We start from the raw sequence: 26322 nt of genomic DNA on the forward strand, positions 1-26322 counted from the left end.
GTGTCGCCTGCCGCTGACCTGGTTGTCTTCGCCGGACCGCATGTACTGCGAGCCGTTGACCAGTCGGGAAGCCCACGGTGGGAACTGCGGCACCGCTGCTGGGCAGGCTGCGCGGGACACACAGACTTCGCCGAGTACGCGGACGACAGAGACCACCGCTATGCCAACCGTGGCTCGGCCGGCTTCTCCTCGGACGGGAAGACCGTGTGGGCCCATGTCCACGGTCCTCTGGAGCACGACACCCCGGACCACGACCGCGGGGAAGAGTGGCTGGTCATCGACGCCACTGACGGCACGGTGCTGGCCCGCACCCAGACTCGGACGGCCGCCGCGGGCTCCGTCCACGTTCCGCATCCGGACCCCGGCCAGATGGGTCTGACCATCGGAGAAGGCCAGGACGGATCACCCCTGCGCTGGGGGAATTGGGACGGTCACGCCCTCATTGTCCACAGCTTCGGCGACGAGGACCGTGTCCTGCTGGGGGTGAGCCCGAGCGGAGATCGTCTGCTCACAGTGACCCATGATCAGGACCTTCTCGCCGTTCATCTGGTCGCCGACGGCTCCGTGGTGGCCGAACTGAACGCGGACGTGCTTCCCCCGCATCCCGCGTTCGAGGAGGAGACCACAGATGACGAGGCGCAGGCGTTCTTCGACTACGAGGGCGGCTTCGTCGACGAAAACACCCTCGTCGTCGGAACCGTCGAGAGCGACGAGGAGTTCGGCACAGGCCGGCACTGGCTCGTCGACGCGGTCCGCATGCAGCTGATCGACCAGATCACCTATCCCTTCGAGGTGCCCGGCCTGCCCAAGGCTCTCGGAGACGGCACCTGGTACACCGTGTCCAACCTCGACCACGCCCTCCACATCTGGGCTCTGTAACGGCGCAGCCCACGATCAGGCGTACCCAAACGCTGAGCACGTTCGCGTGTACGCCGACACGGGCTGCTGGTTCGGGCGGTCAGGCGTCAGGGTCGACTTCGGGGTGCGTGAACCGCACGGGCTTGCCCAGCGACCGGGCGTAGGCGATTTCGGCTCGGGTGCTGTCTCCGATGTAGTCGCCGACTACGAGCACCTCATCAGCGAGCCGGATCTTCGCCCGGTGCAGACCGTCGAGTCGAACCTTCAGCGCCTCGGCCTCGACAGGATCGGACCAAAGTTCGTGCGGCGACTTCATGTCAATGCCCGGTTTGACGACAATCTTTCCAGCTTTGGTCTCCCGCAGATCGGCCTCGTTCATCTCGGTCATGAAGCGGGTGGAGCCGCAGATCACGACGATATGCGGGAGGCTCAACAGCTTCTTCGCGTCGGCGAGCTTCTCCTCGGGGGTGAGCAGTTGCGGGTATGACACTGGTTCCTCCTGGTGGTGCTGTCCAAGGGGTGCCTGCGGAGACGAGAAGGAGGGTCCCCAAGATCGGTCCTCGAAGTCGCGGGGGCTAGTCGGTGGATTGAACAGCTTCGAGGTAATCAGCCCAGCTGTTTTGGGCGTACTGAGCCCAGGCGTAGGCGGTGTTGAGGTGGATGCCGAAGAGGTCACTGACCACGATCGGCGGGAGGTCGGTGATCGCTTCCATCATGGCCGTGTTGCGGGTGCTGACGCCCGGCAGGCCGTGCAGCTTCATGTAGTGGTTGACGGTCTGAGGGCTGCGGGGGCGGCTTGGGGGCCGGCCCGGGAAGAGGAAGCCCGGTGTCCCGGTGTGCGACTGCTGGAGCACAGAGGTGCGGCAGGCGGGGCTCGTGATCTGTCCTTCGATGAGGACCGCGAGCCGGGGTGGGAGGAGGACGGGGTGCTTGCTGATCGTCAGGTAGGCGTCGTCGCCGTCTCGGTGGAAGCGGTCGGTCGTGAGCTCGACGATCCGGGTAGTGGGAAGGGCATAGAGGCAGGTCAGGGCGCCGATGATGCGGGCTTCCAAGGGGAGGGTGTCGTCGTTGAGACAGCGGCGAAGTTGTTGGTTGAGTTCGTCGGTGTCGAGGAATCGGGAGGGCAGGCCGTATTTCTTCGTCGGGATGGTGACCTTGCTGGTCAGGCGGCGGGCGCCGGCCCAGCGGATGAACGGCTTGAGGTCTCGGCGCCAGGTGGGGTTGGTGGTCAGCCAGAGGTCGAGGTCTTCCTGGCTGAGGTCGGCGTGCGTGATCGAGTTGGCGTCGAGTCAGGTCATGAACTTGATTGCGGCCCGGATGCTTCGCCGGTCGCTAGAGGCAGAAGCAAGGGTGTAGCGACCCTTGTCCGCCCGGCGCCGGGCGGAGCGAAGGACGCCCCATTCGGCGAACGGGCGGACGATGCGAGCGTGATGAGAGCGCGGCCGCATCCGTGCCGCCATGGACCGCATCCTGGGCGGCACACCCGAGCGCTCCAACGGCGCGTTGACGATCGTCGCTCTCGCGCTCGAAGCCGGTGTACCGCGCAACGCTCTCACCCAGCGGCACACCGACCTGAAGGCGGAGTTCTACGACAAGGTCCGTGCCCGGGGCGGGATGCTGGACAGCGAGCGGCGTCTGCGCCAGCAGGTCCGGCGGCTCAAGGAACTCCGGGCTGCGGACGCGCAGGAAATCGCCCGGCTCACGGCCGACGTCGAGGCGCTGGTGGGCGCCCTGCACCAGGCCACGATGGAGAACAGTCACCTGCGCCATCAGCTCGCCGACCGCCATGCGGTCGTGCGCGTACTGCCGACGCAGGCCCCGCTCGGCAGGTAGCGGTCAGCTGATGTCGGCGCACCCGGGGCGGCGGCCGCCGTGTGGGGCTTGCTCCTCGCAAGCGCACGCCGTTCACGCCACGTCATCAGCATGCTCTTCCTTCGACCGCTCCGTGGTGCGCTCCGGTACGGGGGCGGCCAGTCCGGGGATTCGTCGGCCGACGAGCAGGTAGATGGCCACACTGGCCAGGGCGAAGGAGCCGACACCGAGGAACATGGTGGTGCCGCCGTAGGCCGCGAGCAGTAGGCCGCCCGTGTAGGGGCCGATGAAGACGCCGAGTTGGGCGAAGGTCTGTGCACCGAAGTACGAGCCTCGGCGGTCCTCCGGCGCGATCCGGTCGATGATGGCGAACTCCGCCGGATAGATGAGGATCTCGCCGAGCGAGAACACCACCATTGCGGCGACGAAGTGCCAGAGCTCCTGCGCGAACGCGAAGCCGGCCATGCCACCGACGGTCAGCAGACCACCGACGACGATGGACGTCACGGGATTGCGCTTGTCCATGAACCGGGAAACGGACAACTGCAGGACCACCACGGTCACCGCGTTGGCGGTCAGTACGTATCCCAGGATCGCGGTGCCGTCGGCGAAGCCGTCGGAGAGATGCTGCGCGAGCAGCGAGGAGACCCGGCCATGCACGGCCTCCAGCAGCAGTCCGGCAAGGATGAGGAACAGCAGACGCGAGTCGCTCGCCACGACCCGTGCGCTCTCCGCGAGCCCTTTGAGCACGCTGCCGAAGAGCTGGGTCTGCCCGCCGCCGGTGGTCGTCCGGCTGGGCTCGCGGTCCGACGCGGACGAGGAGGTCAACAGCAGCACCCCGGCCAGGCCGAGCAGGTAGACGCCGTAGCCGAGCGCGCCGACGAGGAACGCCGACCGGTCACCAGCCAGACCCACCGCCGCGCCGACGACCGGACCGACGGCGAACCCCATGTTGGTGGTCACGTACTGGTAGGAGAACCACTTCACCCGCCGGCCCGGCGGGAGCAGGTCGCTCAGCAGCGCCTTGCCCACGGGCCCGAAGGAACTGCTGGCGAGCGCCATCGTCGCGTTGAAAACGAACACCGCAAGGACGCCGTGGCTGAAGTAGAGGCCCACGAACGAGCCGATCACTCCCAGGAGGGAGATCAGCAGCAGCCGGGTCCGGCCGACGAGGTCGGAGAGCGAACCTCCGACGAACCCGGCGAAGATCGAGAAGAACACCGACGAGCCGATGATGAAGCCGATCATGCCCGGCTGGAGCCCGAGTTCCTTGTGGAGGAACACGGCCAGGAAGGGCACGGTGACCGAGTTGGCCAGGCTCATGATGCCGGAGCCGACGATCAGTACCCGGGCGAGCACGGGCGGGGACGCGGTGGTGGTGTCGGTCATCGCGGTGTCGTGCCCTTGTCCCCGTCCCCTCTTCCGCATCAATGACCAGACTCGGCGTGCGCGCCGTGGTCACCGAGCTGGGCCTCGAACCAGTCGTGCAAGGCGTCAACCAGTGCAGAATCCTTGGTGGTGTAGGTCAGGGTGGCCCCGTCGGCACGCTCCTCGTAGCGCACCTCAGTACGGTCATGCCCGTCCCGCAGTTGGGCGAGGCCGGGCATGTCGGCGCCGTGGATCCGGGCGGGGTCGGCGAAGTCACCCCGGCCGAACGCTTCCGCCTCCTTGCGCAGATGAGCACGTATCAGACCGATCTGCTCGGTATCGCCGCTCTGGTCGGCCACGACATCCTGGACACCTCCCGTCGCCGTGGGGGTGAAGCGGTGGGTGGTCTGCTCGAGGTCGAAGGGCATCACACTCTTGCCCCGCTCGGCCACTAACGCCTGCCGCTCGCTCCGGTCTTCGCCCGACTCCTGCTGCGAGCCGCCCGCCACCAGGGCGACAGCCGTCACCGCGCCGGCGAGCACCACACCCGCGCCCGCCACCAGGGCCCGGCGCCTACTGCTCTTCATCCAATGCCCCCACCATCACATCGAGGGCGTGCAGTACGCCCGCTCTTTCATGGGCCGGGATCGAACCGAGCAGCCGGGAGAACCGCTCCCGCCGTGCTTCAGCCAGGTTCTGCGCCGCCCGCTGCCCCAAAGCGGTGAGCCGCAGGACAACGCCGCGTCCGTCGTGGGGCGCCGGAGCGCGTTCCACCCAGCCACGGGCGGACATCTGACCCACCAGCCGGCTCACCGTGCTCTTTTGCAGCCGCAGCCGACGGGTGAGTTCGACCTGCCGCATCTCGTGCTCCTGCGCCAGCTCACCCAAGGCATGTGCCTCGGAGACCGAGATCGGTTGGCCACAAGGGGTTGTTTCCGGCTGATGCAGCCCGAAGGCCCGAACGAAGCTCCCCAGAGCCTCTTGGAGGACGGCCGGGTCATCAGCCCTGTGATCCCTGGACATGGTTCGACCGTACAACCAGAAGGTTCGATGGCACAACCAGTCTGGAGGTGTGCTCGGGCTGAGTCGCTGACGCGGACGTGAGGAGCCGGGGCACCTGAGCTGTGGCGGAGCGTGGGCCTCAAGCCAGGGTCTGTGCGGCGTAGAAGGTGCCGAGGACGGCGGCCAGGCCGCCGAGGAGGAGGCGTAGCGTGGTCTCGGGCAGGCGAGGCTGGAGGCGGGCACCGAGGTAGCCGCCGACCAGTCCGCCCAGCCCGCAGGCCAGCCCGAGCCACCAGCTGGGTGCGACGTCACCGCCGATCAGGGACAGCAGCGCATAGGCACCCGCGCCGACGATCGAGGTGGCGAACGTCGCGGCGAGCGCGGCCGGTGCCACCCGCGCCATGGGCAGCCCCCGGGCGGCGAGGATCGGCCCGAGGAGGGATCCGCCGCCGATGCCGTAGATCCCGCCGACGACCCCCACCGCCACGGCAAGGGTGGTGAGCGCAGCCGGGGACGGCTCCGCCGCCGCACCCGCCCGGACGGGGGCCGGGGCGAGGGTACGGACGCACAGCCACACCCCAAGTGGCAGGAGCAGGGCGGCGATCAGCAGTCGGAAGACACCCGGACCGGGAAGAGCGAAGACGCGTATCGCGGCGCCGAGGACGACGCCGGGAAGCGTGCCGGCGACCAGGCGCCGGGCCAGGCCGCCGCGCAGAGCGCCATCGCGGCGGTACCGCCACAGGGCGCCTGGCCCAGCCACCACATTGAACAGCAGATTCGTCGGCGTGATCGCCGGATTGGGCACGCCGAAGACGCTCAAGTGGACCGGAAGGAGGAACACCGCTCCGGACACGCCGACCGGCGCGGTCACCATCGCGATCAGCAGGCCCGCGGCCAGGCCTGCCCACACCGTCCAGTCCACCCTGCTCCCCGCCCCTTGGTCGCCGCCCGGTCAGTATCAGCCCGCCGGGCGCCGGCGGAACGCATCAGCAACGAGATGTTCACACGAGCAGCCAGAGCTCCCGGGGCGGCAGCCGCACTCGCAATCGAACTCAACACGCTGGACTTGACAGAGAAGTCGTCGGCCATGACGCCCCTCAGCCGGTCGAGGCTGACGACCTGGTGCTCCGGCCAGGTGCTGGCGAGCGTGGACTTCCCGGCACCGGATGCGCCGATCAGCACCAGGAGCGCGTTCTCGGGCCGGCCCGGGTAGAGGGAGGCGGTCATTCGGCTTCTCCTTGGGGGTCGAGGGCGCGGGCTGCCCAGATCAGGCGCATCCCGGCGTGGTCGGTGATCAGGGCGGCGGCCTCGTGCAGCGGGCAGGAGGCGTCGCCATCGCGGTCGGGCTCGATCTGCTCAGCCCAGCGCGCGGCGACGGTGACCAGCTGCGCGAGCGAGGCGATGAAGCCTCCAAGCGGGTCGGTGTCCTCGATGAGCTCGCGCAGGATCGCGGCGAGCTCCGCCTGGTCAACGTCGCCGGCGTTGAGGTCGTCCTCGATCTGCTGGAGCGCGAGTTGAGCGATGCCGACCGAGGCGCGGATGCGTTCCAGGCGGGTGCGGGTCACCGCGACCGCCGTCACAGCGCGACGCCGGTGGCGGCCAGGGCGAGCAGGGCCAGCGCGGCGAGGGACAGGTCGACCGCGCGCCGCAGATGGGTGAACTTCGGTACGGCGAGGTTGGACAGGACCCGGATGCGGGCGGCGCGGGTATCGCCGTCCATGCAGCCGCGGATCTCGTCTTCGTCCAGGCGCGCCCAGTGCGGGAAGGACGCCTTGTCGTCGCCGCGCAGGCGGGGCCTGACGACCAGGAGCAGCAGCACGGCGGCTGCGCCCAGGGCGAGGACTGCGAGCGCGCCGCAGACCTTCGTCACAGGCGGCAGGTCCTTGTCGGCGACGGATGCGAGGCCGGCGAGGACGGCGCCGTTGAAGGCGAGCAGTAAGGACGCCTTGCCGTCCGTGCGTCCGGAAACGCGCGGGTTCCCGGATTCCTGCGGGCCGGACCCTCGGAACTCGGACGAAAGTCCCGCTTTTGGGAGTCAGGTAGATGGGTTCCTCGACGCTGGGGTGCAGATCGACTGCCCCGACACCGATCAGGACTCGGCGAGAGGCGGACTCCGGGCTGGGACTTCCCCTTTCGGATCACCCCCACGGGCGTGCGAGAGGTTGCCCGCCATGACCGAGCTCGGACCCGTCGCCTGGCCACCTGCTCCGATCAGGACCGAACGGCTCGTACTCCGCGAGTCCGAGGCCCGTGACCGTGCGGCGTTCATCGAGCTGTTCGCCTCGCCAGAGGTGCGCACCTACCTCGGTGGCCCTCGACCGCGTGATGAGCTCGAACGCGCAGTGCCCGAGATACCCGGGCGGCGCCCTGGCCTTTTCGTGGTCGCTCTCGACGGAGCGATGATCGGCACAATCACGCTTCTCGATCGGCGCGACGCGGAGCGTCCGGGACACGTTCGTCCGGAGGCCGGGGAGGCCGAGCTCGGCTACATGTTCCTGCCGGAAGCGTGGGGATGCGGGTACGCCGCCGAGGCGTGCGCAACGGCACTCGACTGGTTCGCCGACGCGCTCCCCGGCGAGCCGGTGGTGCTCTGCACCCAGCGAAAAGTGGGGCGCCGAACAGTGGTTCGGCGTGTGGTTTGCACAGCCCGGGGATTCCCTCAGGCTCGGGAGGGAAACGCCGACCCGTTCGATGTGAGGCTGTGGCGGGACGGTCGCTGAGGTGGTCTCGGTTGGTCGGCCTGCTGTCGGGCTCTGCGGGTCCTGCGCTCGCGTGAACCCGTTGCTGCGTTCCACTTTCGCCACATGCAGTGTGTAGCTCTGGTACCACTCGGCTCGTCCGCGCTGTTGCGCCGCGCGGTGCTCGGTGTTGGTCCGCCACTGGGTGAGGGCGTCGGCGTCGCGGAAGTAGCTGACGGTGATGCCCAGCCCGCCAGGAGTCTGCGCGTGGTCCATCCCCAGGTACCCGGGGACGTCCTTCACCAGGTCTTCCATACGTGCGTTGGTCTCGCTGTAGCCGCTCTGGTCCTGGGTTCGCACAGTAGTGAAGACAGCCACGTAGTACGGGGGTTCATACGCCTCGACGGGCGCAAAAGGCGCTTCCGAGTGATCGCTCATGGCGTCGCCGTGAGGCGGGACACGCCGCCGCGCGTACACCTCTATTTCGATTTTCATCCGCGGGTCGGCGAGACCGCACATGAGCATCGTGGCGGCCGGCCGGACGTCGCCGAAGCAGCGGCGCAGGACCGGCCAGCAGCGTTCGAAGTCCGCACGGTCGGGCAGCAGGTAGCGCACGCGCACCACGTCGGCAAAGGTGCACTTCGCCTCGGCCAGCGCGGCCTCGATGTTGCGCAGGCACTGCTCGGCCTGCTCCACCACGTCGTCGGAGATCGTCATGGTGGCGTAGTCGAACCCGGTCGTCCCGGACACGTGCACCCAGTCGCCGTCGACCACAGCACGGGCATAGCCGATCTGCTCCTCAAAGGCCGAGCCGCTGAGGATCGCGTGTCGCTCTGTCATGCGCCGGACGCTAAATGACCGGCGCTGATACGTCTAATACGACCGCGTGCATGACCTGATATCCATAGGCGTATGGAGCGCCCCGAACTGCCCCTACCGCAGCTGCACGCCTTCGTCGTGCTCGCAGAGGAACTCCACTTCGGCCACGCGGCCGCCCGCCTGGGCATCGCCCAGCCGCCGCTGAGCCAGCAGATCCGCCGCCTGGAGGACAAGGTCGGCCACGCGCTGTTCACCCGTTCCCCAGGGCGTGTCACCCTCACCCCAGCCGGCAGCGAACTGTTGCCCGCCGCCCGGCGGGCACTCACTGACCTCGCGGACGGCCTGGCCGCAGCCCGGGCCGTCGGCAGTGGCCGGGCCGGCCGCCTACGGATCGGCTTCGCCGCCTCCCTCGCCCTGACGGTCCTGCCCGGCCTGCTGCGCACCTTCCGTCACCAGTTCCCTGGCGTGCACCTGGACATCCACGAGATGACCACCGCTCCGCAGATCGCCGCCCTGCATGACAAGACCATCGACATCGGTCTACTGCGCGAACCCCCCACCGACGAGACAGAGCTCGGCTTCAGGACGGTACTCAGCGAGCCTTTCGTGGCCGTGCTGCCGACTACCCATCCTCTGGCCAGCCAACGGACCGTACAGGTTGCACAGTTGACGGACTCGCCCTTCGTGCTGCTGCCCCGCACGGTCGGCCCCACACTGCACGACCAGATCATCGGCCTGTGCACCGCAGCAGGGTTCACACCGCAGGTCGTCCAGCACGCCGTGGAGTGGCAAACCGTGTGCGCCCTCGTTGAGACTGGCCTGGGCGTCTCCCTGGCCCCGGCGAGCATCCGACGCATCCGCCTCAAAGGCGTCGCCTTCCGCAGGATCGAACCCAACACCGCCCGTACACGAGTGGCCGTCGCCTGGCGCGAGAACGACCGTAATCCCCTGGTTACACACCTGCTGGCGACCATCAGCCAAGGTCCGCCGGACAGGACCTAGAGGCCCGGAGTCCCACCGGCTTCATCGGTTCTTGCGATTGAGTGAGAGGAGTCCGGCTACCTGGGCAGTTTCGCGGTTCGCTCGGGATAGGCGGTGCCGACGTAGCGCATGGCGGTCTGTTCGGTGATGCCGAAGAGCCTCATGAGTTTGAGCGGGTCGCCGGTGGCAGTAGCTTCGTCGAGGATGCGGTCCTGGCGCAGCCTGTCGAGGGTCGGTCCGTTGGGTGGGACGACTTGGCCGAGGGTGACCCTGTGCACGGCCGGGTGGTCCGGGTCGAGTGCGGTCTTCTGGCTGACCAGCAAGTGCGGGTTGACGGAGGCGGGCCAGCGCTGATGACGGTAGGCCAGCCAGTCGGCGGCGAGCCGGTGGGTGAGCTCCTCCAGGTAGAGGGTGTGTCGCAGCAGGCCGCGGTGCAGTTCGAGGGTTCCGCGGGCGAGGTCCAGGTCGGCGGCGGGGACGGCGTGGACGGCGGCCAGGGCGATGGTGAGCCGCGCGAACGGGGTCGCGGCGTGGTCGAGCAGGCCAGCCAGCAGGTCGGAGGGAACCGGCCGTGGGATGCTAGTCAGATCGCCCACGGCGAGGTGGCGGGCAAGGTCGCGGAAGATCATCCGCTTTCGCTTGAGAGCCCGGAACAGGCTGCGCAGCGCGGTGGCGAGCTGGCGTCGGGCGGTCCCTGCCAGGTCCTTCAACGTGTTGTGAAGGTGGTCCGAGGTGACCTCCCGAAGGGTCGTCATGCTGGCCGCTGTCCAAGCGGTGAGGGTCGGTTGGAGAGTGGTCAGGTATCGGCGGATGCCCTCCCAACTGCGCGGTTCATTCTCACGGGGGCCTTGGCCGCGCAGCACGTCCACCCATGTGCGGATTTCATCCGCGACGGGTTGCGGTAGCGCATGGAGCGCGGTTTCGATCCAGGCCAGGTTGCGGTCCCGGTGGAGTTCGGGGTCCTCGACGAGCAGGCCGCGGGCCCGCAGGAACTGGCAGACGGGCTTAGCCGCGAGGTGCGTGTCCAGTTGGGCCAAGTCGTGGACGTCGCGCTCGTGGAAGGCGTTCTCGACGCCCAGCCAGTAGCCCAGGATGGTGAGGGTGCGGATGTTCTTGCGCAAGCCTGACGCCTGCTGGTCGCGGCGAAGCTCGGCGAAGTCCTCCACCAGTGCGGTGGCCGTGCCGGTCAGCGGCAGTTCGCCCGGCGGCCGACTCCGCAGTCGGGCCAGCACCGGCGACCAGTTGCGGCGCATGGTGAACAGACTCTCCTGCCCCGGGCAGACCGTCGTCGCAGGCGTCATGTCCGCGGCCAGCGGTAGGGGTTCGTCGTCGGCTTGCAGCGGCAGGTTCGGTGCGCCCACGCCAGCGGGCAGGTCGATCACCAGCTGCGTGGCCGACCTGACGGGAGGCCGTGTCCGGTCGGCATCACGGTAGGGATGGCAGGTGCGGCAGTGGCCGGCACGCAGCGCAGCCCTTCCCGGCGGCAGCGCGTACAGTCCCCAGGCTGTTGTCGCTCCCGCCAATACCGGCAGGGCTCGCAGAGGAATCCCGCATGTCGCCTGCCGGGCATCCAGGCTTGGCAGTAGCTGCACTGGCGCGGTGCGGACCATGAGTTCGGGACTGGGGCGGCATCGGGGGCCTGAGGTGGGCCGACCCGGGAGAGGTGTCGGGGGTGAGACGCGGCCAGCAGGCCAGCGCGTAGCAGGACCAAGCAGACCGTGTCCCCGTTCGTCGGCAGATCCCGCAACAACGTCTCCGGGGCCGTCTCGACACCGTCCGCCTCGCGCACGGCCAGAGCGAGGCGGACCACCTTGGCGGCCAGGTAGTACCAGGCCTTGGTCAAGCCTCGCTCGGCCGTCAACGCCTCCAGCACGGGGGTTGGGCCTGGTCCCAGCCGGAGACCGTCCGGGTGGCGAGAGCGCGGACCGTGGCGTCGGTGAGGGTGAGCGGCAGGGTGAACAGGGGAAGCTGGCCCCACATCTGCGGCTTCAGTACCGCCGCACCGGCCGGCTCTTCGCGCTGCTGATTCAGCATGCGTCTCCACCTGGCGTTCACCCCACGCCCGCCACTCCGACCGTGCACGATCTTGCGGGCCTGCGTCGCGTAGTGGCGGTAGGTTCCGATCGTGAGCTGAAGGGCACGCGGCCGTGCCCCGGGGACGGCCAGCGCCCATTCCGCGTCGTCCTCGGCCCGGATGGCCTGAAGGCAAGGCTTGCACAGTCCCTCGGTGTTGAGGTGGGCCTCGTGTCGGCATCGCGGGCACATCCCGCGTGCGGGGTAGTCGTACTTCCAGTGTTCGCAGCCGTGGCAGATCCGCCGCCCGTACAGCACCGACCAGTTCAGGCACATCTCGCAGCTGCGGGCACGTCCCGACTTCTTCGCCATGCCCGTTCCTCAGCTCGGCGGCAGTGAACTCGGCCCGCCGCCGTGGCGGGTACGGGGGATGGGCCTCGCCGGCCCCGGCTCCCGCCCCTCGGCGCCGACCGCCAGTTGGCCGGAGTCCTGGGCGGCCTGCGCGTCGGTGACTGGCTCGGCCTGGAGCAGGTCGGCGACCGTGCAGTCGAGCGCCGCGCACATCAGGTCCAGGTCGTCAAGGCGAACCGTGACCGGCTTGCCGCCCCACAACGCGGCGACCTTGCTCAGCGACGGGTTGAATCCCACCTGCTGGAACGCGGCCAGCACTTCGGTCGGCCGCCATAGGTCCCGTTGGATGACCTGGTCGGTTCCGTCGTCCCGCCAGGCGGCGAAGTAGTAGTAGGTGGCGCTCTTCTGCGGCAGGTCGTGCGGGAGGCGCGGCTTGCGGTGGTCTCGACCCTGTCCGGTGGTGTGGCGGGTGCGGAGTTCTGCACGCCGGAGTACTGGGTGCGCCAGGTCCGTGAGGCGGTCCGGTTCGCTGATGCGGTGCAGTACCTGGCCGGGGAGGGTGTGTCGACGTTCCTCGAGGTCGGGCCGGATGCCGCGCTGAGCCCGATGGCCGCACGGTGCCTGGACGACGGGGCCGGTGTCGTGGTGCCGTTGCAGCGACGCGAGCAGGACCAGACCGTGACCGCGCTGCGTGCGCTGGCCGAACTGTTCGTCCAGGGCACCCCGGTGGACTGGACGAAGACACTGCCGGGTACCTCGCCTCGCCAAGTGCCCCTGCCCACCTACGCCTTCCAGCATGAGCGTTACTGGCTGGCCAGCCCGAATCGGCGCCCGGCAACGGACGGCTGGCGTTACCGGGCCGTGTGGCGCCCGGCGCGCATCCGGTCGGGTGAGCGGCTGTCGGGCCGGTGGCTGGCCGTGATTCCGGCGGGTACGGCTGAACAGGCCGACGTACGCACGGTGTTGGCGGCCCTGAACGCGGCCGAAGCGGAGGTCGTGCCGGTCGAGGTGGGTGCCGACGCCGACCGGAACACCCTGGCCGGGCGACTGCGCGAGGTGGCCGAGGGTGTGGTCGGCGTCGTAGCCCTGCCGGTGTCGAGTGACGGCGGGACGGCGACCGGGGTGCCCGTGGCTGTGACCGCCACCCTGACCCTCGTACAGGCTCTCGGTGACGCTGGAATCCAGGCCCGGCTGTGGTGTGTGACCCAGGGCGCGGTCGCGGTCGGTGGCTCCGGCGAGGAGGCGGCCACGGTCGCACAGGCCGGAGTGTGGGGGCTGGGCCGGGTGGTGGCCCTGGAGTACCCCGAACGCTGGGGCGGCCTGGTGGACCTCCCTGCGGCGACAGCGGGGACGGCGGAGAGGTCGGAGGCGGACGGCGCGCTCACGGCCGGACGGCTCATCGGGATACTCGCGGGTGCGGCCGGAGCCGAGGACCAGCTGGCCGTACGCGCAGCGGGTGTCTTCGCCCGCCGTCTGGTCGCGGCGCCGGCCGTCACCGCGCCCGAGCCGGTGTGGCGCTCGGACGGAACCGTGCTGGTGACCGGTGGCACCGGCGGTCTGGGTACCGAGGTGGCGCGCAGGCTCGCGAGCGAAGGTGTGGAACATCTGCTGCTCGTGAGCCGACGGGGGCCGAGCTCGCCCGGAGCCGCCGAACTCGCGGATGAACTGGAGACGTTGGGATCTCGCGTCACCATGGTGGCGTGCGATGTGTCCGACCGTTCGGCGCTCGCCGAGGTGCTGGCGGGGATTCCCGCCGAGTTCCCGCTGCGCGGTGTCGTGCATACGGCCGGAGTGCTGGACGACGGTGTGGTCGAGGCGTTGACCCCTGAGCGGTTCGCCGGGGTGTGGGCGGCCAAGGTGGACGCGGCGGTGCATCTCGACGAGCTGACCGCCGAACTCCCCGAGCCGCTCGCCCTGTTCGCCGCGTTCTCCTCCGCATCCGCCTCCTGGGGCGGGGACGGACAGGGCAACTACGCGGCGGCGAACGCCGCGTTGGAGGCGTTGGTCGAGCAGCGTCGGGCCCGCGGGCTGGTCGGCTCGTGTGTGGCGTGGGGGCCGTGGGCCGGTTCCGGGATGGCCACCGATGAGGCCGTGGCGAGCCGCGTGCGGCGGGCGGGGGTCCAACCGATGGACCCCGCACGGGCGTTGACGGAGTTCGGGCGAGTGATCGCGGCTGACGAGGGAGTGCTGACCGTCGCCGACGTCGACTGGAACCGTTTCCTTCCGCTGTTCACCGGCACCCGCCCCAGCACCCTCTTCGACGAGATCGAGATCGAGGCGGAGCGGATACGGGCGCGGACCGGCGCCGACCTGGCCAGGAGCGGCCACGGGAACGACACCCCCGCCTCCGCCGGACCACTTCGCACCCGGCTGGCCCTCCTCTCGGAGGCCGAACAGCGCGGGGTGCTCCTCGGAATCGTCCGGGATCAGGCGGCGGCGGTGCTGGGGCACGCTTCGGCGGAGACGGTCGTACCCGGGCGTGCCTTCAAGGAACTGGGATTCGACTCGCTGACCGCCGTCCAGTTCCGCAACCGTCTGGGCGCGGAGACCGGCCTCGCGCTGGCCCCGTCGCTGGTGTTCGACCACCCCACCCCGCTCGCCCTGGTGCAGCACCTGTGGGCCGAACTGTCCGGAACCCTGGACGCGGCGGCCCAACTCCCGCTCTGGACGGGCCCGTCGACCGACGATCCGGTGGTGATCGTGGGTATGGGCTGCCGCTTCCCCGGTGGCGTCGCCTCACCCGAGGAACTGTGGGAGCTACTGGCGTCCGGCACCGACGCGGTGACCGGGTTCCCGGCCGACCGCGGCTGGGAGCAGGCGTACGACATGGACCCGCGTGTCAGCGGAACCGACTACACCCGGTACGGCGCCTTCATCACCGACCCGGCGGCCTTCGATGCGGGGTTCTTCGGTATCTCGCCGCGTGAGGCCATGGCGATGGATCCGCAGCAGCGGCTGTTGCTGGAGACCTGCTGGGAGGCGCTGGAGGATGCCGGGATCGATCCGGCGTCGCTGCGGGGTGGCCGGGGTGGTGTGTTCATGGGCACCAACGGCCAGGACTACGCGAGCCTGCTGCTGAAGACCCCCGAACCCGCCGAGGGCTACCTCGGTACCGGGAACGCGGCCAGCGTGATGTCCGGGCGGATCGCCTACACCCTGGGCCTGGAGGGGCCGGCCGTCACTGTCGACACGGCGTGCTCGGCGTCGCTGGTCGCGCTGCACCTCGCCGTGCAGGCACTGCGGTCCGGCGAGTGCGATGTGGCCCTCGCCGGCGGCGCCACCGTCATGTCCACTCCCGGCGTGTTCATCGAGTCGACCCAGCAGGGTGCTCTGTCGCCCGGTGGCCGGTGCAAGGCGTTCTCTGTCGACGCGGACGGTACGGGCTGGGGTGAGGGCGCCGGTGTGCTGCTGGTGGAGCGGCTGTCCGACGCCGAGCGGCTCGGTCACCGGGTGCTGGCGGTGGTGCGGGGCAGCGCCGTCAACCAGGACGGCGCGAGCAACGGGCTGACGGCTCCCAATGGCCCGTCGCAGCAGCGCGTGATCCGGCAGGCCCTGGCCGTCGCCGGACTGTCCGCCGCCGACGTGGACGCCGTCGAGGCACACGGCACCGGGACCCGGCTCGGTGACCCCATCGAGGCGCAGGCCCTGCTGGCCACGTACGGACAGGACCGTCCCGACGACCGGCCGCTGTGGCTGGGCTCCATCAAGTCGAACATCGGCCACACGCAGGCCGCCGCGGGTGTCGCCGGTGTCATCAAGATGGTGCAGGCGATGCGGCACGGCCGGCTGCCGGTCTCCCTGCACGTCGACGAGCCGACCGACCAGGTCGACTGGTCCACAGGTGCCGTCCGGGTCCTGACCGGGGCGCGGGAGTGGTCGGAGGTCGACCGCCCGCGCCGGGCGGGCATTTCCGCCTTCGGCGTCAGCGGCACCAACGCCCACATCATCATCGAACACGCGCCTGAACCCGGCACCTCGGACCGGCCTTCGATCCCCGATTTCGGGCTCGTCTCCGGGCCCGTCTCCTGGGTGGTGTCGGCGAAGAGCGAGGGTGCCCTGCGCGAGCAGGCCGCCCGGCTGCGTACCCACGTGGAGAGCGCCGCGGCGCACCCGGTGGACGTCGCCCACTCCCTTGCCGTCGGCCGACAGGCCTTCGAACACCGGGCCGTCGTCACCGGTGGTGACCGCGAGCGGCTGCTCGCCGGCCTCGCCGCGCTGGCGTCGGGCGAACCCGCCGCCGGTCTCGTACGCGGCTCGGTCGCACCCGGCACGGAAGCCCCCCGCACGGTGTTCGTGTTCCCCGGCCAGGGTGCGCAGTGGCTCGGCATGGGCGCCGAACTCTATGACTCCTCCCCGGTGTTCGCCCAGCGGATCGACGAGTGCGCGACCGCCCTGGAGGCATGGGTCGATTGGCCGCTCCTTGGCGTACTGCGCGGCGAGGACGGAGCTCCGCCGCTCGACCGCCTCGACGTCCTGCAGCCCGCGCTGTGGGCCGTCATGGTGTCGCTGGCCGAGGTCTGGCGGGCGCACGGCGTCGAGCCGGACGCCGTGGTCGGCCACTCCCAGGGCGAGATCGCCGCCGCCGTGGTGGCGGGCGGCCTCTCGCTGGACGACGCCGCCCGTATCGTCACCCTGCGCAGCAGGATCCTCACCCGGCTGTCGGGTCACGGCAGCATGGCGTCGATCCGGCTGTCCGCCGACGAGGTACGTGAACTGCTCGCCGAGCGACCGGAGTTGGGCATCGCGGCGGTCAACGGCCCACGTCACACCGTTATCACCGGGCCCGAAGGTGAACTGCTCCCGCTCGTCGCCGAGTTGACCGCGCGCAAGGTACGGGCCCGGCTGGTGCCCGCCGCCGCCGCGGGCCACTCGGTCCAGGTCGAGCCCTTCCGCGACGAACTGCTCGCCGGGCTCGCCGAGGTCGAGGGCCGGCCGGGCACGGTGCCCTTCTACTCCACCGTCACCGGTGACCGCCAGGACCTGGCCACGCTGGACGCGGCCTACTGGTACCGCAACCTCCGTGAGCCGGTCGCCTTCGAACACGCCGTACGTACTCTGCTCGGCGCGGGCTACCAGGCGTTCGTCGAGATCGGCCCGCACCCCGTGCTGGCTCCCGGCCTCCAGGACATCGCCGAGGACGCGAACGCCCGTGCCGCCGTCCTGACCACGCTCCGCCGTGATCAGGGCGGGCTGTCCCGGATGCACACCGCGCTGGCCGAGGCGTACGTCCAGGGGATCGCAGTCGCCTGGGACACCACGTACGACTCCGCGCACGCCTGCCGTGTGCCGCTGCCGACCTACGCCTTCCAGCGGGCGCGCTACTGGCCACGGCCCGCGGTCGTGGTGCCCGGCGCCGACGCCGGGACGAGCCCGGCCGACGCCCGGTTCTGGGAGGTCGTCGCCACCGCCGACACGGAAGCGCTCGCCGAGACCCTGGGCCTCGACGCCGGAGCCGAACGGTCCTGCCTCGACGCCGTGCTGCCCGCGCTGGCCTCCTGGCGGCGGCGCAGCCAGGACCGGTCCACCGTGGACGCCTGGCGCTACCGTGTGCGCTGGTCGCCGCTCGCGGCCGGGCCCGGTACGACACAGTCCGGGACGGTGTCCGGGACATGGCTGGTCGTCACCCCGGAGAACGGCGCCTGCGTGGACGCCGCTCACGAGGGCGCCCTCCGCGAAGGCGCCCTCCACGCAGAACTCGTCGCGGAACTCGTCGCGGGACTCGCCGGACACGCCGACCAGGATGCCGAGATCGTCCGGCTGGGTGTCCCGGCCGGTGCCGACCGGGCCGAACTGGCCGCCCGTCTGCGCGACATCGTTGCGGACCGGCCCCCGATAGCCGGCGTCGTATCGCTGCTGGCCCTCCAGGACGGCGACGGGCCGGCCGGTGTTCCGGTGGCTGTGAGCGCCACCCTCGCCCTGACCGTGGCACTCGGCGACGCCGACGTCGAGGCGCCCCTGTGGTGTCTGACCCGGGGCGCGGTCGCCGTGACCGGCGACGAACACATCACCGCCGCCGCGCAGTCCGCCGTCTGGGGCCTGGGACGGGCCGCGGCACTGGAGTACCCGGGACGCTGGGGCGGGCTGATCGACCTGCCGGAGACGGTCGACGAACCGGCCCTCGGCCGACTCGCCGGAATCCTGGGCCGGGCCGCGGCCCCGGGCGACGAGGACCAGCTCGCCGTACGCCGCACAGGCATCCACGTACGACGGCTGAGCCACGCCGTCCCGGCCGCCGAGCCCGCGCGCCGCTGGCAGCCGTCCGGCACCGTCCTCGTCACCGGAGGTACCGGCGGAGTCGGTGCCCACGTCGCCCGCTGGCTGGCCCGTGGCGGTGCCGGGCACCTCGTGCTCACCAGCCGTCGGGGCGCCGAAGCCCCCGGCGCGGCGGACCTCAAGGCCGAACTGGAGGAGCTGGGCGTACGGGTCACCCTCGCCGCCCTCGATGTCGCCGACCGCGCCGCACTGGACGCCCTGGTGGACGGGCTGCGGGCCGACGACGACGAGATCCGGGCCGTGCTGCACGCCGCCGGAGTCAGCCGGATGATCGCCCTCGCCGACACGGCGCCCGCCGACCTCGCCGGTCTGCTCGCCGCCAAGACCGCGGGCGCCGACCACCTGGACGCCGTCTTCGGCGACACCTCCCTCGACGCCTTCGTCCTGTTCTCCTCCTGCGCCGCCGTCTGGGGCGGCGCGGGCCAGGGCGCGTACTCCGCCGCCAACGCCTACCTGGACGGCGTCGCCGACCGCCGCCGCGCCCGGGGCCTGACCGCCACCTCCGTGGCCTGGGGTGGCTGGGCGGGCGGCGGAATGGCCGATGCCGAGGCCATGGAGTACATGCGCAAGCGCGGACTGCTGGAGATGGACCCGGAGCTGGCGATCGCCGCGCTGCAACAGGCGCTCGACCTGGACGAGACCTCCGTGGCCGTCACCCACATGAACTGGGAGCGGTTCATCCCCTCGTTCACCTCGGCGAGGCCCAGCCCGCTGCTGAGCGAACTCCCCGAAGCCGTGAGGCTGTTCAGCCCGCCGGACGAGCCGGACCAGGCCGCCGACGGCCGGCCGGCCGGGAGCAACGCCCTGCGCGAGCGGCTGAACGGCCTCGCCGCGGGCGACCGGCTCGAAGCGCTGGTGTCGCTGGTACGTGCCCAGGCCGCCGCCGTGCTCGGGCACGCCTCCGCCGACGCCGTACCCGGCGAACGCGCCTTCCGGGACATCGGATTCGACTCGATCACCGCGGTGGAACTCCGCAACGCTCTGAACACGGCGACCGGGCTCGTCCTGCCCGCCACCCTGGTCTTCGACCACCCCAGCCCCGAGGCGCTCGCCGCCTTCCTGCTCGACGAACTCCTCGGCCACACAAACGAGTCGGGGTCCACCGCGGTACCGGCCCTGCGAGCGCCGGCCCTCGACGAACCCGTCGCCATCGTCGCCATGGCCTGCCACTACCCCGGCGGCATCACCGGCCCGGAGCAGTTGTGGCGGGTGGTCGCCGACGGCATCGACACGATCGAGCCGTTCCCCGTGGACAGGGGCTGGGACCTGGCCCCGGCGGGTGAGGGCGCCCGGCACACCAGCGAGGGCGGGTTCCTCACCGACGCGGCCGGTTTCGACGCTGCCTTCTTCGGTATCTCGCCGCGCGAGGCGCTGGCCATGGACCCGCAGCAGCGTCTGATGCTGCAGACCTCCTGGGAGGCGCTGGAACGGGCGGGCATCGACCCCACCGCACTGCGTGGCAGCCGTACCGGCGTGTTCGTCGGGGGCAGCGGCTCCGGGTACGGCCCGGCGGTCCAGATGTCGGGCGAGACGACCGAAGGACTGCTCACCGGCAGCGCGGGGAGCGTCCTGTCCGGCCGGATCGCCTACACGCTGGGCCTGGAGGGTCCGGCGGTGACCGTGGACACCGCGTGCTCGTCGTCCCTGGTCGCGCTGCACCTCGCCGTACAGGCCCTGCGCGGCGGCGAGTGCGACCTCGCGCTCGCGGGCGGCACGACCGTCATGGCCACCCCGGACGCCTTCGTGGAGTTCTCCCGCCAGGGCGCCCTCTCGGGCGACGGCCGCTGCAAGGCGTTCGCCTCGGCGGCGGACGGCACCGGCTGGGGCGAGGGCGCCGGTGTCCTCCTCGTGGAACGGCTGTCCGACGCGCGGCGGCTCGGCCACCGCGTGCTGGCGGTGGTGCGGGGCAGCGCGGTCAACCAGGACGGCGCGAGCAACGGGCTCACCGCGCCCAACGGTCCCTCGCAGCAGCGGGTGATCCGTCAGGCGCTCGCCTCGGCGGGGCTCACGGCGGCCGAGGTGGACGCGGTCGAGGCGCACGGCACCGGCACCCGGCTCGGTGACCCGATCGAGGCGCAGGCCCTGCTGGCGACGTACGGCAAGGAGCGCGGCGCGGACCGGCCGCTCTGGCTCGGTTCCGTGAAGTCGAACATCGGCCACACACAGGCCGCCGCGGGCGTCGCCGGTGTGATCAAGATGATCCAGGCCATGCGCCACGAGACGCTGCCCGCGACCCTGCACGTCGACGAGCCCACCGACCAGGTCGACTGGTCGGCCGGAGCTGTCCGCCTGCTCACCGAGGCCCAGCCGTGGCCATGCGACGGTCACCCCCGCCGGGCGGGCGTCTCCGCCTTCGGCGTGAGTGGCACCAACGCCCACGTCATCATCGAACAGGCCCAGGAATTCGAGGAGTTCGAGACCGAGACCGAGGCCGGCGACGAGACCGGGCCCGAGGGCGACGCACCGGCCGTGTCGGCCGTGCCGACCGATCCGACTGCGGCGACCGAGCCGACAGGCCCGTTGACGTGGGTGGTGTCGGCGAAGACGGAGCCCGCACTCCGCGCGCAGGCCCGGCAGTTGAGGGAACATCTGCGCACCCGTCCCGACCTCGCCCCGATGGAACTGGCGTCCGCCCTGGCCACCGGCCGCACCGCCTTCACGCGGCGCGCGGCGGTGTTCGGCCATGACCGGGACGACCTGTTGAAGGGGCTCGCGGCCGTCGCGGACGGCACCGCCGCCGCCCACGTGGTCGAAGGCGTCGCGCGCACCGGCAAGACCGCGTTCCTGTTCACCGGACAGGGCGCCCAACGCCTCGGCATGGGGCAGGAGTTGTACGAGACCCACCCGGCCTACGCCGACGCGTTCGACGCCGTCCGCACGGAGCTGGACCGCCATCTGGACCGCCCGCTGGCCGACGTCGTGTCCGATCCCCACGAACAGCCGGACGGTCTGCTCGCCCTCGACGAGACGCGGTACGCGCAGGCTGCCCTCTTCGCCGTGGAAGTCGCCCTGTACCGACTGCTGGAGTCCTGGGGACTGACCCCGGACTTCGTGATGGGTCACTCTCTGGGCGAGCTGTCCGCCGCCCACGTCGCGGGCGTGCTCTCCCTGCCCGACGCCTGCGCTCTGGTCGCCGCCAGAGGGCGGCTGATGCAGGCCCTGCCCGCGGGCGGTGCGATGGCCGCGATCCAGGCGACGGAGGACGAGGTCGTACAGCTCCTGGAGCCGGCGGAGGTCACCGTCGCCGCCGTCAACGGCCCCGACTCCACCGTCGTGTCCGGCGACGAGGAAGCCGTCGAACGCGTCGTCGCGCACTTCAAGGAGCAGGGGCGCAAGACCCGTCGGCTCCGGGTGTCGCACGCCTTCCACTCCCACCGTATGGACCCGATGCTCGACGAATTCCGGTGCATGGCAGCGGAGTTGACCTACAACACGCCGATGGTGCCGGTCGTCTCCAACATCACCGGACGCCCGGCCGAGCCGGACGACATCGCCTCCGCCGACTACTGGGTACGGCACGTCCGAGAGCCCGTCCGGTTCCTCGACGGTGTGCGCTCCCTGGCCGAACTGGGCGTGACCCGCTTCCTCGAAGTGGGCCCCGACGGGGTGCTGAGCGCCCTTGTGCCCGAATGTCTCCCCGCCCGGACCGACGAGACGGCGCCGACCACCCCGGCGGTGGTCGCGGCCCTGCGCGCCGACCGGCCGGAGGCCCGTACGCTCGTCGCCGCCGTCGCCACGCTGTACGTCAACGGCGTCGCCCCCAAGTGGCCCGCGCTGTACGGCGAAAGCAGCGCCCACCGGGTCGACCTGCCGACCTACGCCTTCCAGAACCGACGCTACTGGCCACGGGCCGTACTGGTCGACGGAGAGCCCGGCGTGCTCGGTCAGGAACGGGCCGAACACCCCTTCCTGCGCGCGATGGTGCGGCTGCCCGAATCCGGCGGCACCCTGTTCACGGGCAGCCTCTCGCTCCGCACGCACCCGTGGCTCGGCGACCACACCGAACACGGCGTCGTCGTCATCCCCGCGAGCCTCTTCCTGGAACTCGCCCTCTGGGCAGGCCACCGGCTCGGCCACAACCACCTCGAAGAACTCACCTTCCAGGCGCCGTTGGCCCTGCCCGAACAGGGCGCGCTCGCACTGCGGGTCGTGGTGTCCGACGCGGCCGAGCCCACGGTGACCGTCCACACCCGGCCGCAGGACGCCGCCGACGACGATCCGTGGACCCGGCACGCCACCGGCACGCTCACCTCGACCCCGGCCGCCCCGGCGGACGGCGGCCTCGCGGTGTGGCCGCCGGCAGGCGCCCTGCCGGTGTCCGTGACGGACGTGCACGACCGCATGGCCCGCACCGGCTTCGACTACGGCCCCGCCTTCCAGGGCCTGCGCAGGGTGTGGGAGCGGGACGGCGCGATCTACGCCGAGGTCGGCCCGGAGCCGCGACACACCCCGGACGCCGAGCGGTTCGGCCTCCATCCGGCGCTCCTGGACGCCGCGCTGCAACCGCTCGGCCTCGGCACCCTCGACGGCACCGGACACGACCGGTTCCTGTTCGCGCTGCGCGGAGCCACCCTCCATGTCCCCGGTGGATCCGCCCTGCGCGTCCGGCTGGACCCCGCCGGCGGCGCGGGCGGCGGACTCTCGCTGACGGCCGCGGACGCCACAGGACAGCCGGTGCTCTCCATCGCGTCGCTCACCCTGCGTGCCGCACCGGGCGCGACCGCGACACCCCTGTACCGGCTGGACTGGACGCCGGTACCGTCCGCCGAGGCGGAGACCGGTTCGGATAGGGAGACCGGTACGGCTGCCGAGACAGGTGGGTACGTGTGGCTGGCGGACCCCGATGACACGACGGCCGGCCCGGACCGCGCCGACCACCGGGACCCGGGGGCCCTGTTGACGGCTCTCGACACCGGCACACCGGCACCCGACGCACTCCTCGTCCCCTTCGCGCCGGGCCACGGAGAAGCGGCCGAACTCGCCGCCCAGGCCCGCTCGGCGGTCGACCGCGTGACAGATCTGATCGGATCCTGGCGCTCCGACGAACGTCTGCGCGGCTCCCGCCTCGTCGTCGTCACCCGAGGCGCGGCGACCCCGGACCCGGTCAGCGCGCCGGACCCGGTCGGTGCCGCCGTATGGGCGGTCGTCCGCTCGGAACAGGCCGCCGACCCCGGCCGCCTCACCCTCCTGGACCTGGACCCGGACGCCGATATCCCGACGGTCGAGCGGCTCGCCCGGTGCCTGGGCACGGGCGAACCCCAACTGGCCCTGCACGGTGACGAGATGCTCGCCCCCCGGCTGGCCAGGATCGCGCCGGGCACGGCAGACACCCGCCCGGCCACCGGCCGCCCCACCGAGGGCACGGTCCTGGTCACCGGCGGCCACGCGGACCCGGCAGCCGTACGACCGGCCTTCGGCCCGGCCGTCACGGTCGAGGCCTGCGAGGTCACGGCCCTGGCGGCAACCCGCGACGCACTGCCCGCCGACCGTCCCCTGACCGCCGTCATGCACACGGTGGACGCCCGCGGTACCGACGACCCGGACGCGCTGGCCCGCACCCTGGCCACGCTGGTCGAACTGGAGGAAGCGCTCAACCACCGCTCCGCCACAGTCGAGTTGGTGTTGTTCGCCTCGGCCTCGGCCACCCTCGGGGCGCCCGGCAGCGCCGAGTACGCGGCGGCCCACGCCTTCGCCGACGCCCTCGTACACCGGCGCAGGGACCGTGGCCTCCCCGCCCGCACCCTGGCCTGGGCGCGCCCGCCACAGGACAGCGACGTAGAGGCCGCCCTGGCGGTCGAAGCGCCCCTGGTCCTGGCACTCGGCGCGGACAGCGCGCCCCATTCGCCGCTGTGGCGCACGGGATCCCCCCGCCGCCCCGCACCCGTGACCGCTACGACCGCTACGACCGCTACGACCGCTACGACCGCTACGACCGGTACGAGCGAGGCGAGCGAGGCCATGGAAGCCGCCGCGGACACCCCGGGCGGACGACTGGCCCGCCTGTCCGCGCCCGAACAGGAACGCTTCCTGACGAACGTCGTACGCACCCACGTGGCCGCGGTCCTCGGTCACGAGTCGGCCGACGAGATCGACGTGTACCAGGAGTTCCACGAACTCGGCTTCACGTCCCTGAGCGCGGTGGAACTCCGCGACCGGCTCAACGAGGCGACCGGACTCCGCCTCCCCGCCACCCTGGTCTTCGACCACCCGACCCCGGCAGTCCTCGTCCGCTCGCTGCGCGCTCAACTGCTCCCCGAGGAACAGGCCGCACCGCTCAGGCCGGCCCTCACGGCGAACGTCGACAGCGGCGAGCCGATCGCCATCGTCGGGATGAGCTGCCACTACCCCGGCGGTGTCGCGAACCCCGAGGACCTCTGGCAGATGGTCATGGAGCGCCGCGCCGCGGTGTCCGACTTCCCCGCCGACCGGGGCTGGGACAGCGACGCGCTGTACGACCCGGACCCCAATGCGCAGGGCAAGATCTACACCCGGCTCGGCAGCTTCCTGTACGAGGCGGGTCAGTTCGACGCGGGCTTCTTCGGCATCTCGCCGCGTGAGGCCATGGCCATGGACTCGCAGCAGCGGCTGCTCCTCGAAACCTGCTGGGAGGCGTTCGAACAGGCCGGTATCGACCCGAAGACGGCGCGGGGCAGCCAGACCGGTGTCTTCGCGGGTGTGACCTACCACGACTACCAGACGGCGCTCGCGTACTCCGACGAGAACGTCGAGGGTCTGATCGGCACGGGCATCTCGCCCAGCGTCCTGTCGGGCCGGATCGCCTACACCTTCGGCCTGGAGGGGCCGGCGGTGACCGTGGACACGGCGTGCTCGTCCTCCATGGTCGCCCTGCACATGGCGATCCAGGCGCTGCGGACCGGTGAGTGCGACATGGCCCTGGCCGGCGGCGTGACGGTCATGTCCACCCCGGGCGCGTTCATCGAGTTCTCGCGGCAGCGGGGGCTGGCGGTGGACGGCCGCTGCAAGGCGTTCTCCGTCGACGCGGACGGTACGGGCTGGGGCGAGGGCGTGGGCGTACTGCTGGTGGAACGGCTGTCCGACGCCCAGCGACAGGGCCACCAGGTCCTGGCGGTGGTGCGGGGCAGTGCGATCAACCAGGACGGCGCGAGCAACGGGCTCACCGCGCCGAACGGTCCCTCGCAGCAGCGGGTGATCCGTCAGGCGCTCGCCTCGGCGGGGCTGACGGCGGCAGATGTGGACGCGGTCGAGGCACACGGCACGGGCACCAGGCTCGGCGACCCGATCGAGGCCCAGGCCATCCTCGGCACATACGGCCAGGAACGGTCCACGGACCAGCCGCTGTGGCTCGGCTCGCTGAAGTCCAACATCGGGCACACCCAGGCGGCGGCGGGCGTCGGGGGCATCATCAAGATGGTGCAGGCCATGCGCCACGGCGTACTGCCCGCCACTCTCCACGCGGAAGAGCCGACGGATCAGGTCGACTGGTCCAGCGGTGCCGTGGAACTGCTCACCGAGGCCCGTTCCTGGCCCCGGAACGGCCACCCCCGCCGCGCGGGCGTCTCCGCCTTCGGCGCAAGCGGTACGAACGCGCACGTGATCCTTGAGGAGGTGCCGGTTCCTGAGCCGACTCCCGAGCCTGTTCCCGGTGTTGAGGTGTCTCGATGGTGGTGAGTTCGCGGATCCCGGAGACGACCGACGCGGTCAAGGACGCATTCTGCTCAGCCACCCCGAACCCCCACGCCGGCATCCGCAGCGCTTACCACCTCGCCGACGCGGGATTCACCGACATCGAGGTCGTTCCGTCCTGGCGTCCCTGAACGACCACGCGTCCGCCTTCGGCCTGGTACTGGAGCCGGCCCTGACGGCAGCTCTCGCCCAAGGCGCCGTCAGCGAGGAGGCGGCTGGCGCTGTGGAAGGACGACCTCGGCCATCTCTCCCGCCGGAACGCCTTCACCGCCACGGCGACCTTCTTCATCACCACGGCCGCCGCAGATAACGTCGCAGGGTCTGGTACACGCCGTGGACACGGGAGTAGGGATACACGGCGCCAGGTACGGGGAGTCCACGGCGCGGGCAGGGGCAGCGCAGGGCATCGGCGAGACGGCCTCGGTGTCGAGGACGGAGAGGCTGCTCTTGCTGCCTGTGCTCCCCGACCCACCCGTACTCCGCGTCGACCTCAGCCTTCTGC

At 71.2% G+C, this 26322-nt stretch carries 17 protein-coding genes and 3 pseudogenes; 6 read left to right on the forward strand and 14 right to left on the reverse strand.

Annotation, left to right across the window (positions count from 1 at the left end; genetic code table 11):
- Window positions 1-879 (forward strand): hypothetical protein, encoded by an 879-nt coding sequence (locus tag CES90_RS46680; RefSeq protein WP_229914452.1) that lies wholly within the window; start codon window positions 1-3, stop codon window positions 877-879.
- A 79-nt stretch (window positions 880-958) separates the two neighbouring features.
- Here CES90_RS46680 and CES90_RS46685 read toward each other — a convergent pair whose 3' ends face one another.
- Both CES90_RS46685 and CES90_RS50895 read right to left on the reverse strand, forming a co-directional pair.
- A complete protein-coding gene (locus CES90_RS46685; RefSeq protein ID WP_189788055.1) occupies window positions 959-1348 on the reverse strand; it encodes a hypothetical protein in 390 nt (129 codons plus the stop codon).
- An 85-nt stretch (window positions 1349-1433) separates the two neighbouring features.
- On the reverse strand, window positions 1434-1910 hold the full coding sequence (locus tag CES90_RS50895) for a hypothetical protein (protein ID WP_229914451.1): 477 nt from the start codon (window positions 1908-1910) through the stop codon (window positions 1434-1436).
- A 406-nt stretch (window positions 1911-2316) separates the two neighbouring features.
- Here CES90_RS50895 and CES90_RS46695 point away from each other — a divergent pair, with 406 nt between their 5' ends.
- Window positions 2317-2691 carry a hypothetical protein gene (locus CES90_RS46695; RefSeq protein WP_189788054.1) on the forward strand — a complete coding sequence of 125 codons (375 nt, stop codon included), beginning with the start codon at window positions 2317-2319 and terminating at the stop codon, window positions 2689-2691.
- A gap of 72 nt (window positions 2692-2763) precedes the next feature.
- Here CES90_RS46695 and CES90_RS46700 read toward each other — a convergent pair whose 3' ends face one another.
- From CES90_RS46700 to CES90_RS46730, 7 genes are all read right to left on the reverse strand, one after another.
- Window positions 2764-4059 (reverse strand): MDR family MFS transporter, encoded by a 1296-nt coding sequence (locus CES90_RS46700; RefSeq protein ID WP_229914450.1) that lies wholly within the window; start codon window positions 4057-4059, stop codon window positions 2764-2766.
- Between the two features lie 38 nt (window positions 4060-4097).
- On the reverse strand, window positions 4098-4625 hold the full coding sequence (locus CES90_RS46705; RefSeq protein ID WP_229914449.1) for an aspartate carbamoyltransferase: 528 nt from the start codon (window positions 4623-4625) through the stop codon (window positions 4098-4100).
- Window positions 4612-5061 (reverse strand): MarR family winged helix-turn-helix transcriptional regulator, encoded by a 450-nt coding sequence (locus CES90_RS51515; RefSeq protein ID WP_189788053.1) that lies wholly within the window; start codon window positions 5059-5061, stop codon window positions 4612-4614. Before CES90_RS51515 ends, CES90_RS46705 begins: the two co-directional genes overlap by 14 nt.
- 118 nt (window positions 5062-5179) lie before the next feature.
- Window positions 5180-5962 (reverse strand): sulfite exporter TauE/SafE family protein, encoded by a 783-nt coding sequence (locus CES90_RS46715; RefSeq protein WP_189788052.1) that lies wholly within the window; start codon window positions 5960-5962, stop codon window positions 5180-5182.
- Window positions 5920-6267 carry a hypothetical protein gene (locus CES90_RS51805; RefSeq protein ID WP_308437937.1) on the reverse strand — a complete coding sequence of 116 codons (348 nt, stop codon included), beginning with the start codon at window positions 6265-6267 and terminating at the stop codon, window positions 5920-5922. Before CES90_RS51805 ends, CES90_RS46715 begins: the two co-directional genes overlap by 43 nt.
- The gene (locus CES90_RS46725; RefSeq protein WP_189788051.1) at window positions 6264-6605 is read right to left on the reverse strand and encodes a hypothetical protein; all 342 of its coding nucleotides are present in this window, start codon (window positions 6603-6605) and stop codon (window positions 6264-6266) included. Before CES90_RS46725 ends, CES90_RS51805 begins: the two co-directional genes overlap by 4 nt.
- Before the next feature lie 11 nt (window positions 6606-6616).
- Window positions 6617-6910: a Pycsar system effector family protein gene (locus tag CES90_RS46730; RefSeq protein WP_229914448.1), complete on the reverse strand. Its 294-nt coding sequence runs from the start codon at window positions 6908-6910 to the stop codon at window positions 6617-6619.
- A gap of 301 nt (window positions 6911-7211) precedes the next feature.
- Between CES90_RS46730 and CES90_RS46735 the strand changes: the two are divergent.
- Window positions 7212-7737, forward strand: a pseudogene (locus CES90_RS46735) (GNAT family N-acetyltransferase).
- A gap of 62 nt (window positions 7738-7799) precedes the next feature.
- On the opposite strand, the pseudogene CES90_RS46740 reads toward CES90_RS46735, so the two are convergent.
- Window positions 7800-8156, reverse strand: a pseudogene (locus CES90_RS46740) (antibiotic biosynthesis monooxygenase family protein); the annotation flags it as partial.
- A gap of 24 nt (window positions 8157-8180) precedes the next feature.
- Window positions 8181-8558 (reverse strand): annotated as a pseudogene (locus tag CES90_RS46745) (RidA family protein); the annotation flags it as partial.
- 72 nt (window positions 8559-8630) lie between these two features.
- Between CES90_RS46745 and CES90_RS46750 the strand changes: the two are divergent.
- Window positions 8631-9539 (forward strand): LysR family transcriptional regulator, encoded by a 909-nt coding sequence (locus CES90_RS46750; protein WP_189788050.1) that lies wholly within the window; start codon window positions 8631-8633, stop codon window positions 9537-9539.
- 56 nt (window positions 9540-9595) lie between these two features.
- Here the strand turns inward: CES90_RS46750 and CES90_RS51810 are convergent, their stop codons facing one another.
- The 3 genes from CES90_RS51810 to CES90_RS46760 all read right to left on the reverse strand — a co-directional run bounded on the left by CES90_RS51810 (window position 9596) and on the right by CES90_RS46760 (window position 12200).
- Window positions 9596-10879, reverse strand: coding sequence for a hypothetical protein (locus CES90_RS51810; RefSeq protein ID WP_308437936.1), 1284 nt, complete (start codon window positions 10877-10879; stop codon window positions 9596-9598).
- Between the two features lie 496 nt (window positions 10880-11375).
- The gene (locus CES90_RS51815; RefSeq protein WP_308437935.1) at window positions 11376-11903 is read right to left on the reverse strand and encodes a hypothetical protein; all 528 of its coding nucleotides are present in this window, start codon (window positions 11901-11903) and stop codon (window positions 11376-11378) included.
- 9 nt (window positions 11904-11912) lie between these two features.
- Window positions 11913-12200, reverse strand: a complete 288-nt coding sequence (locus CES90_RS46760; protein WP_232791395.1) for a helix-turn-helix domain-containing protein — start codon at window positions 12198-12200, stop codon at window positions 11913-11915.
- A 120-nt stretch (window positions 12201-12320) separates the two neighbouring features.
- Here CES90_RS46760 and CES90_RS50905 point away from each other — a divergent pair, with 120 nt between their 5' ends.
- Both CES90_RS50905 and CES90_RS46835 read left to right on the forward strand, forming a co-directional pair.
- Window positions 12321-25805 (forward strand): type I polyketide synthase, encoded by a 13485-nt coding sequence (locus CES90_RS50905; RefSeq protein WP_269801987.1) that lies wholly within the window; start codon window positions 12321-12323, stop codon window positions 25803-25805.
- Window positions 25796-25951 (forward strand): hypothetical protein, encoded by a 156-nt coding sequence (locus CES90_RS46835; RefSeq protein WP_208921690.1) that lies wholly within the window; start codon window positions 25796-25798, stop codon window positions 25949-25951. The genes CES90_RS50905 and CES90_RS46835 overlap by 10 nt, the downstream gene beginning before the upstream one ends.
- Window positions 25952-26322 lie beyond the last annotated feature (371 nt).

Source organism: Streptomyces capitiformicae (assembly GCF_002214185.1).
Lineage (GTDB): Bacteria > Actinomycetota > Actinomycetes > Streptomycetales > Streptomycetaceae > Streptomyces > Streptomyces capitiformicae.

Bases quoted from the DNA above. Each gene is read 5' to 3' on its own strand.
- CES90_RS46695 (WP_189788054.1), top strand. From the start codon at position 2,317: ATGGACCGCATCCTGGGCGGCACACCCGAGCGCTCCAACGGCGCGTTG.
- CES90_RS46700 (WP_229914450.1), bottom strand. From the start codon at position 4,059: ATGACCGACACCACCACCGCGTCCCCGCCCGTGCTCGCCCGGGTACTG.
- CES90_RS46705 (WP_229914449.1), bottom strand. From the start codon at position 4,625: ATGAAGAGCAGTAGGCGCCGGGCCCTGGTGGCGGGCGCGGGTGTGGTG.
- CES90_RS51515 (WP_189788053.1), bottom strand. From the start codon at position 5,061: ATGTCCAGGGATCACAGGGCTGATGACCCGGCCGTCCTCCAAGAGGCT.
- CES90_RS51805 (WP_308437937.1), bottom strand. From the start codon at position 6,267: ATGACCGCCTCCCTCTACCCGGGCCGGCCCGAGAACGCGCTCCTGGTG.
- CES90_RS46750 (WP_189788050.1), top strand. From the start codon at position 8,631: ATGGAGCGCCCCGAACTGCCCCTACCGCAGCTGCACGCCTTCGTCGTG.
- CES90_RS51815 (WP_308437935.1), bottom strand. From the start codon at position 11,903: ATGGCGAAGAAGTCGGGACGTGCCCGCAGCTGCGAGATGTGCCTGAAC.
- CES90_RS46835 (WP_208921690.1), top strand. From the start codon at position 25,796: ATGGTGGTGAGTTCGCGGATCCCGGAGACGACCGACGCGGTCAAGGAC.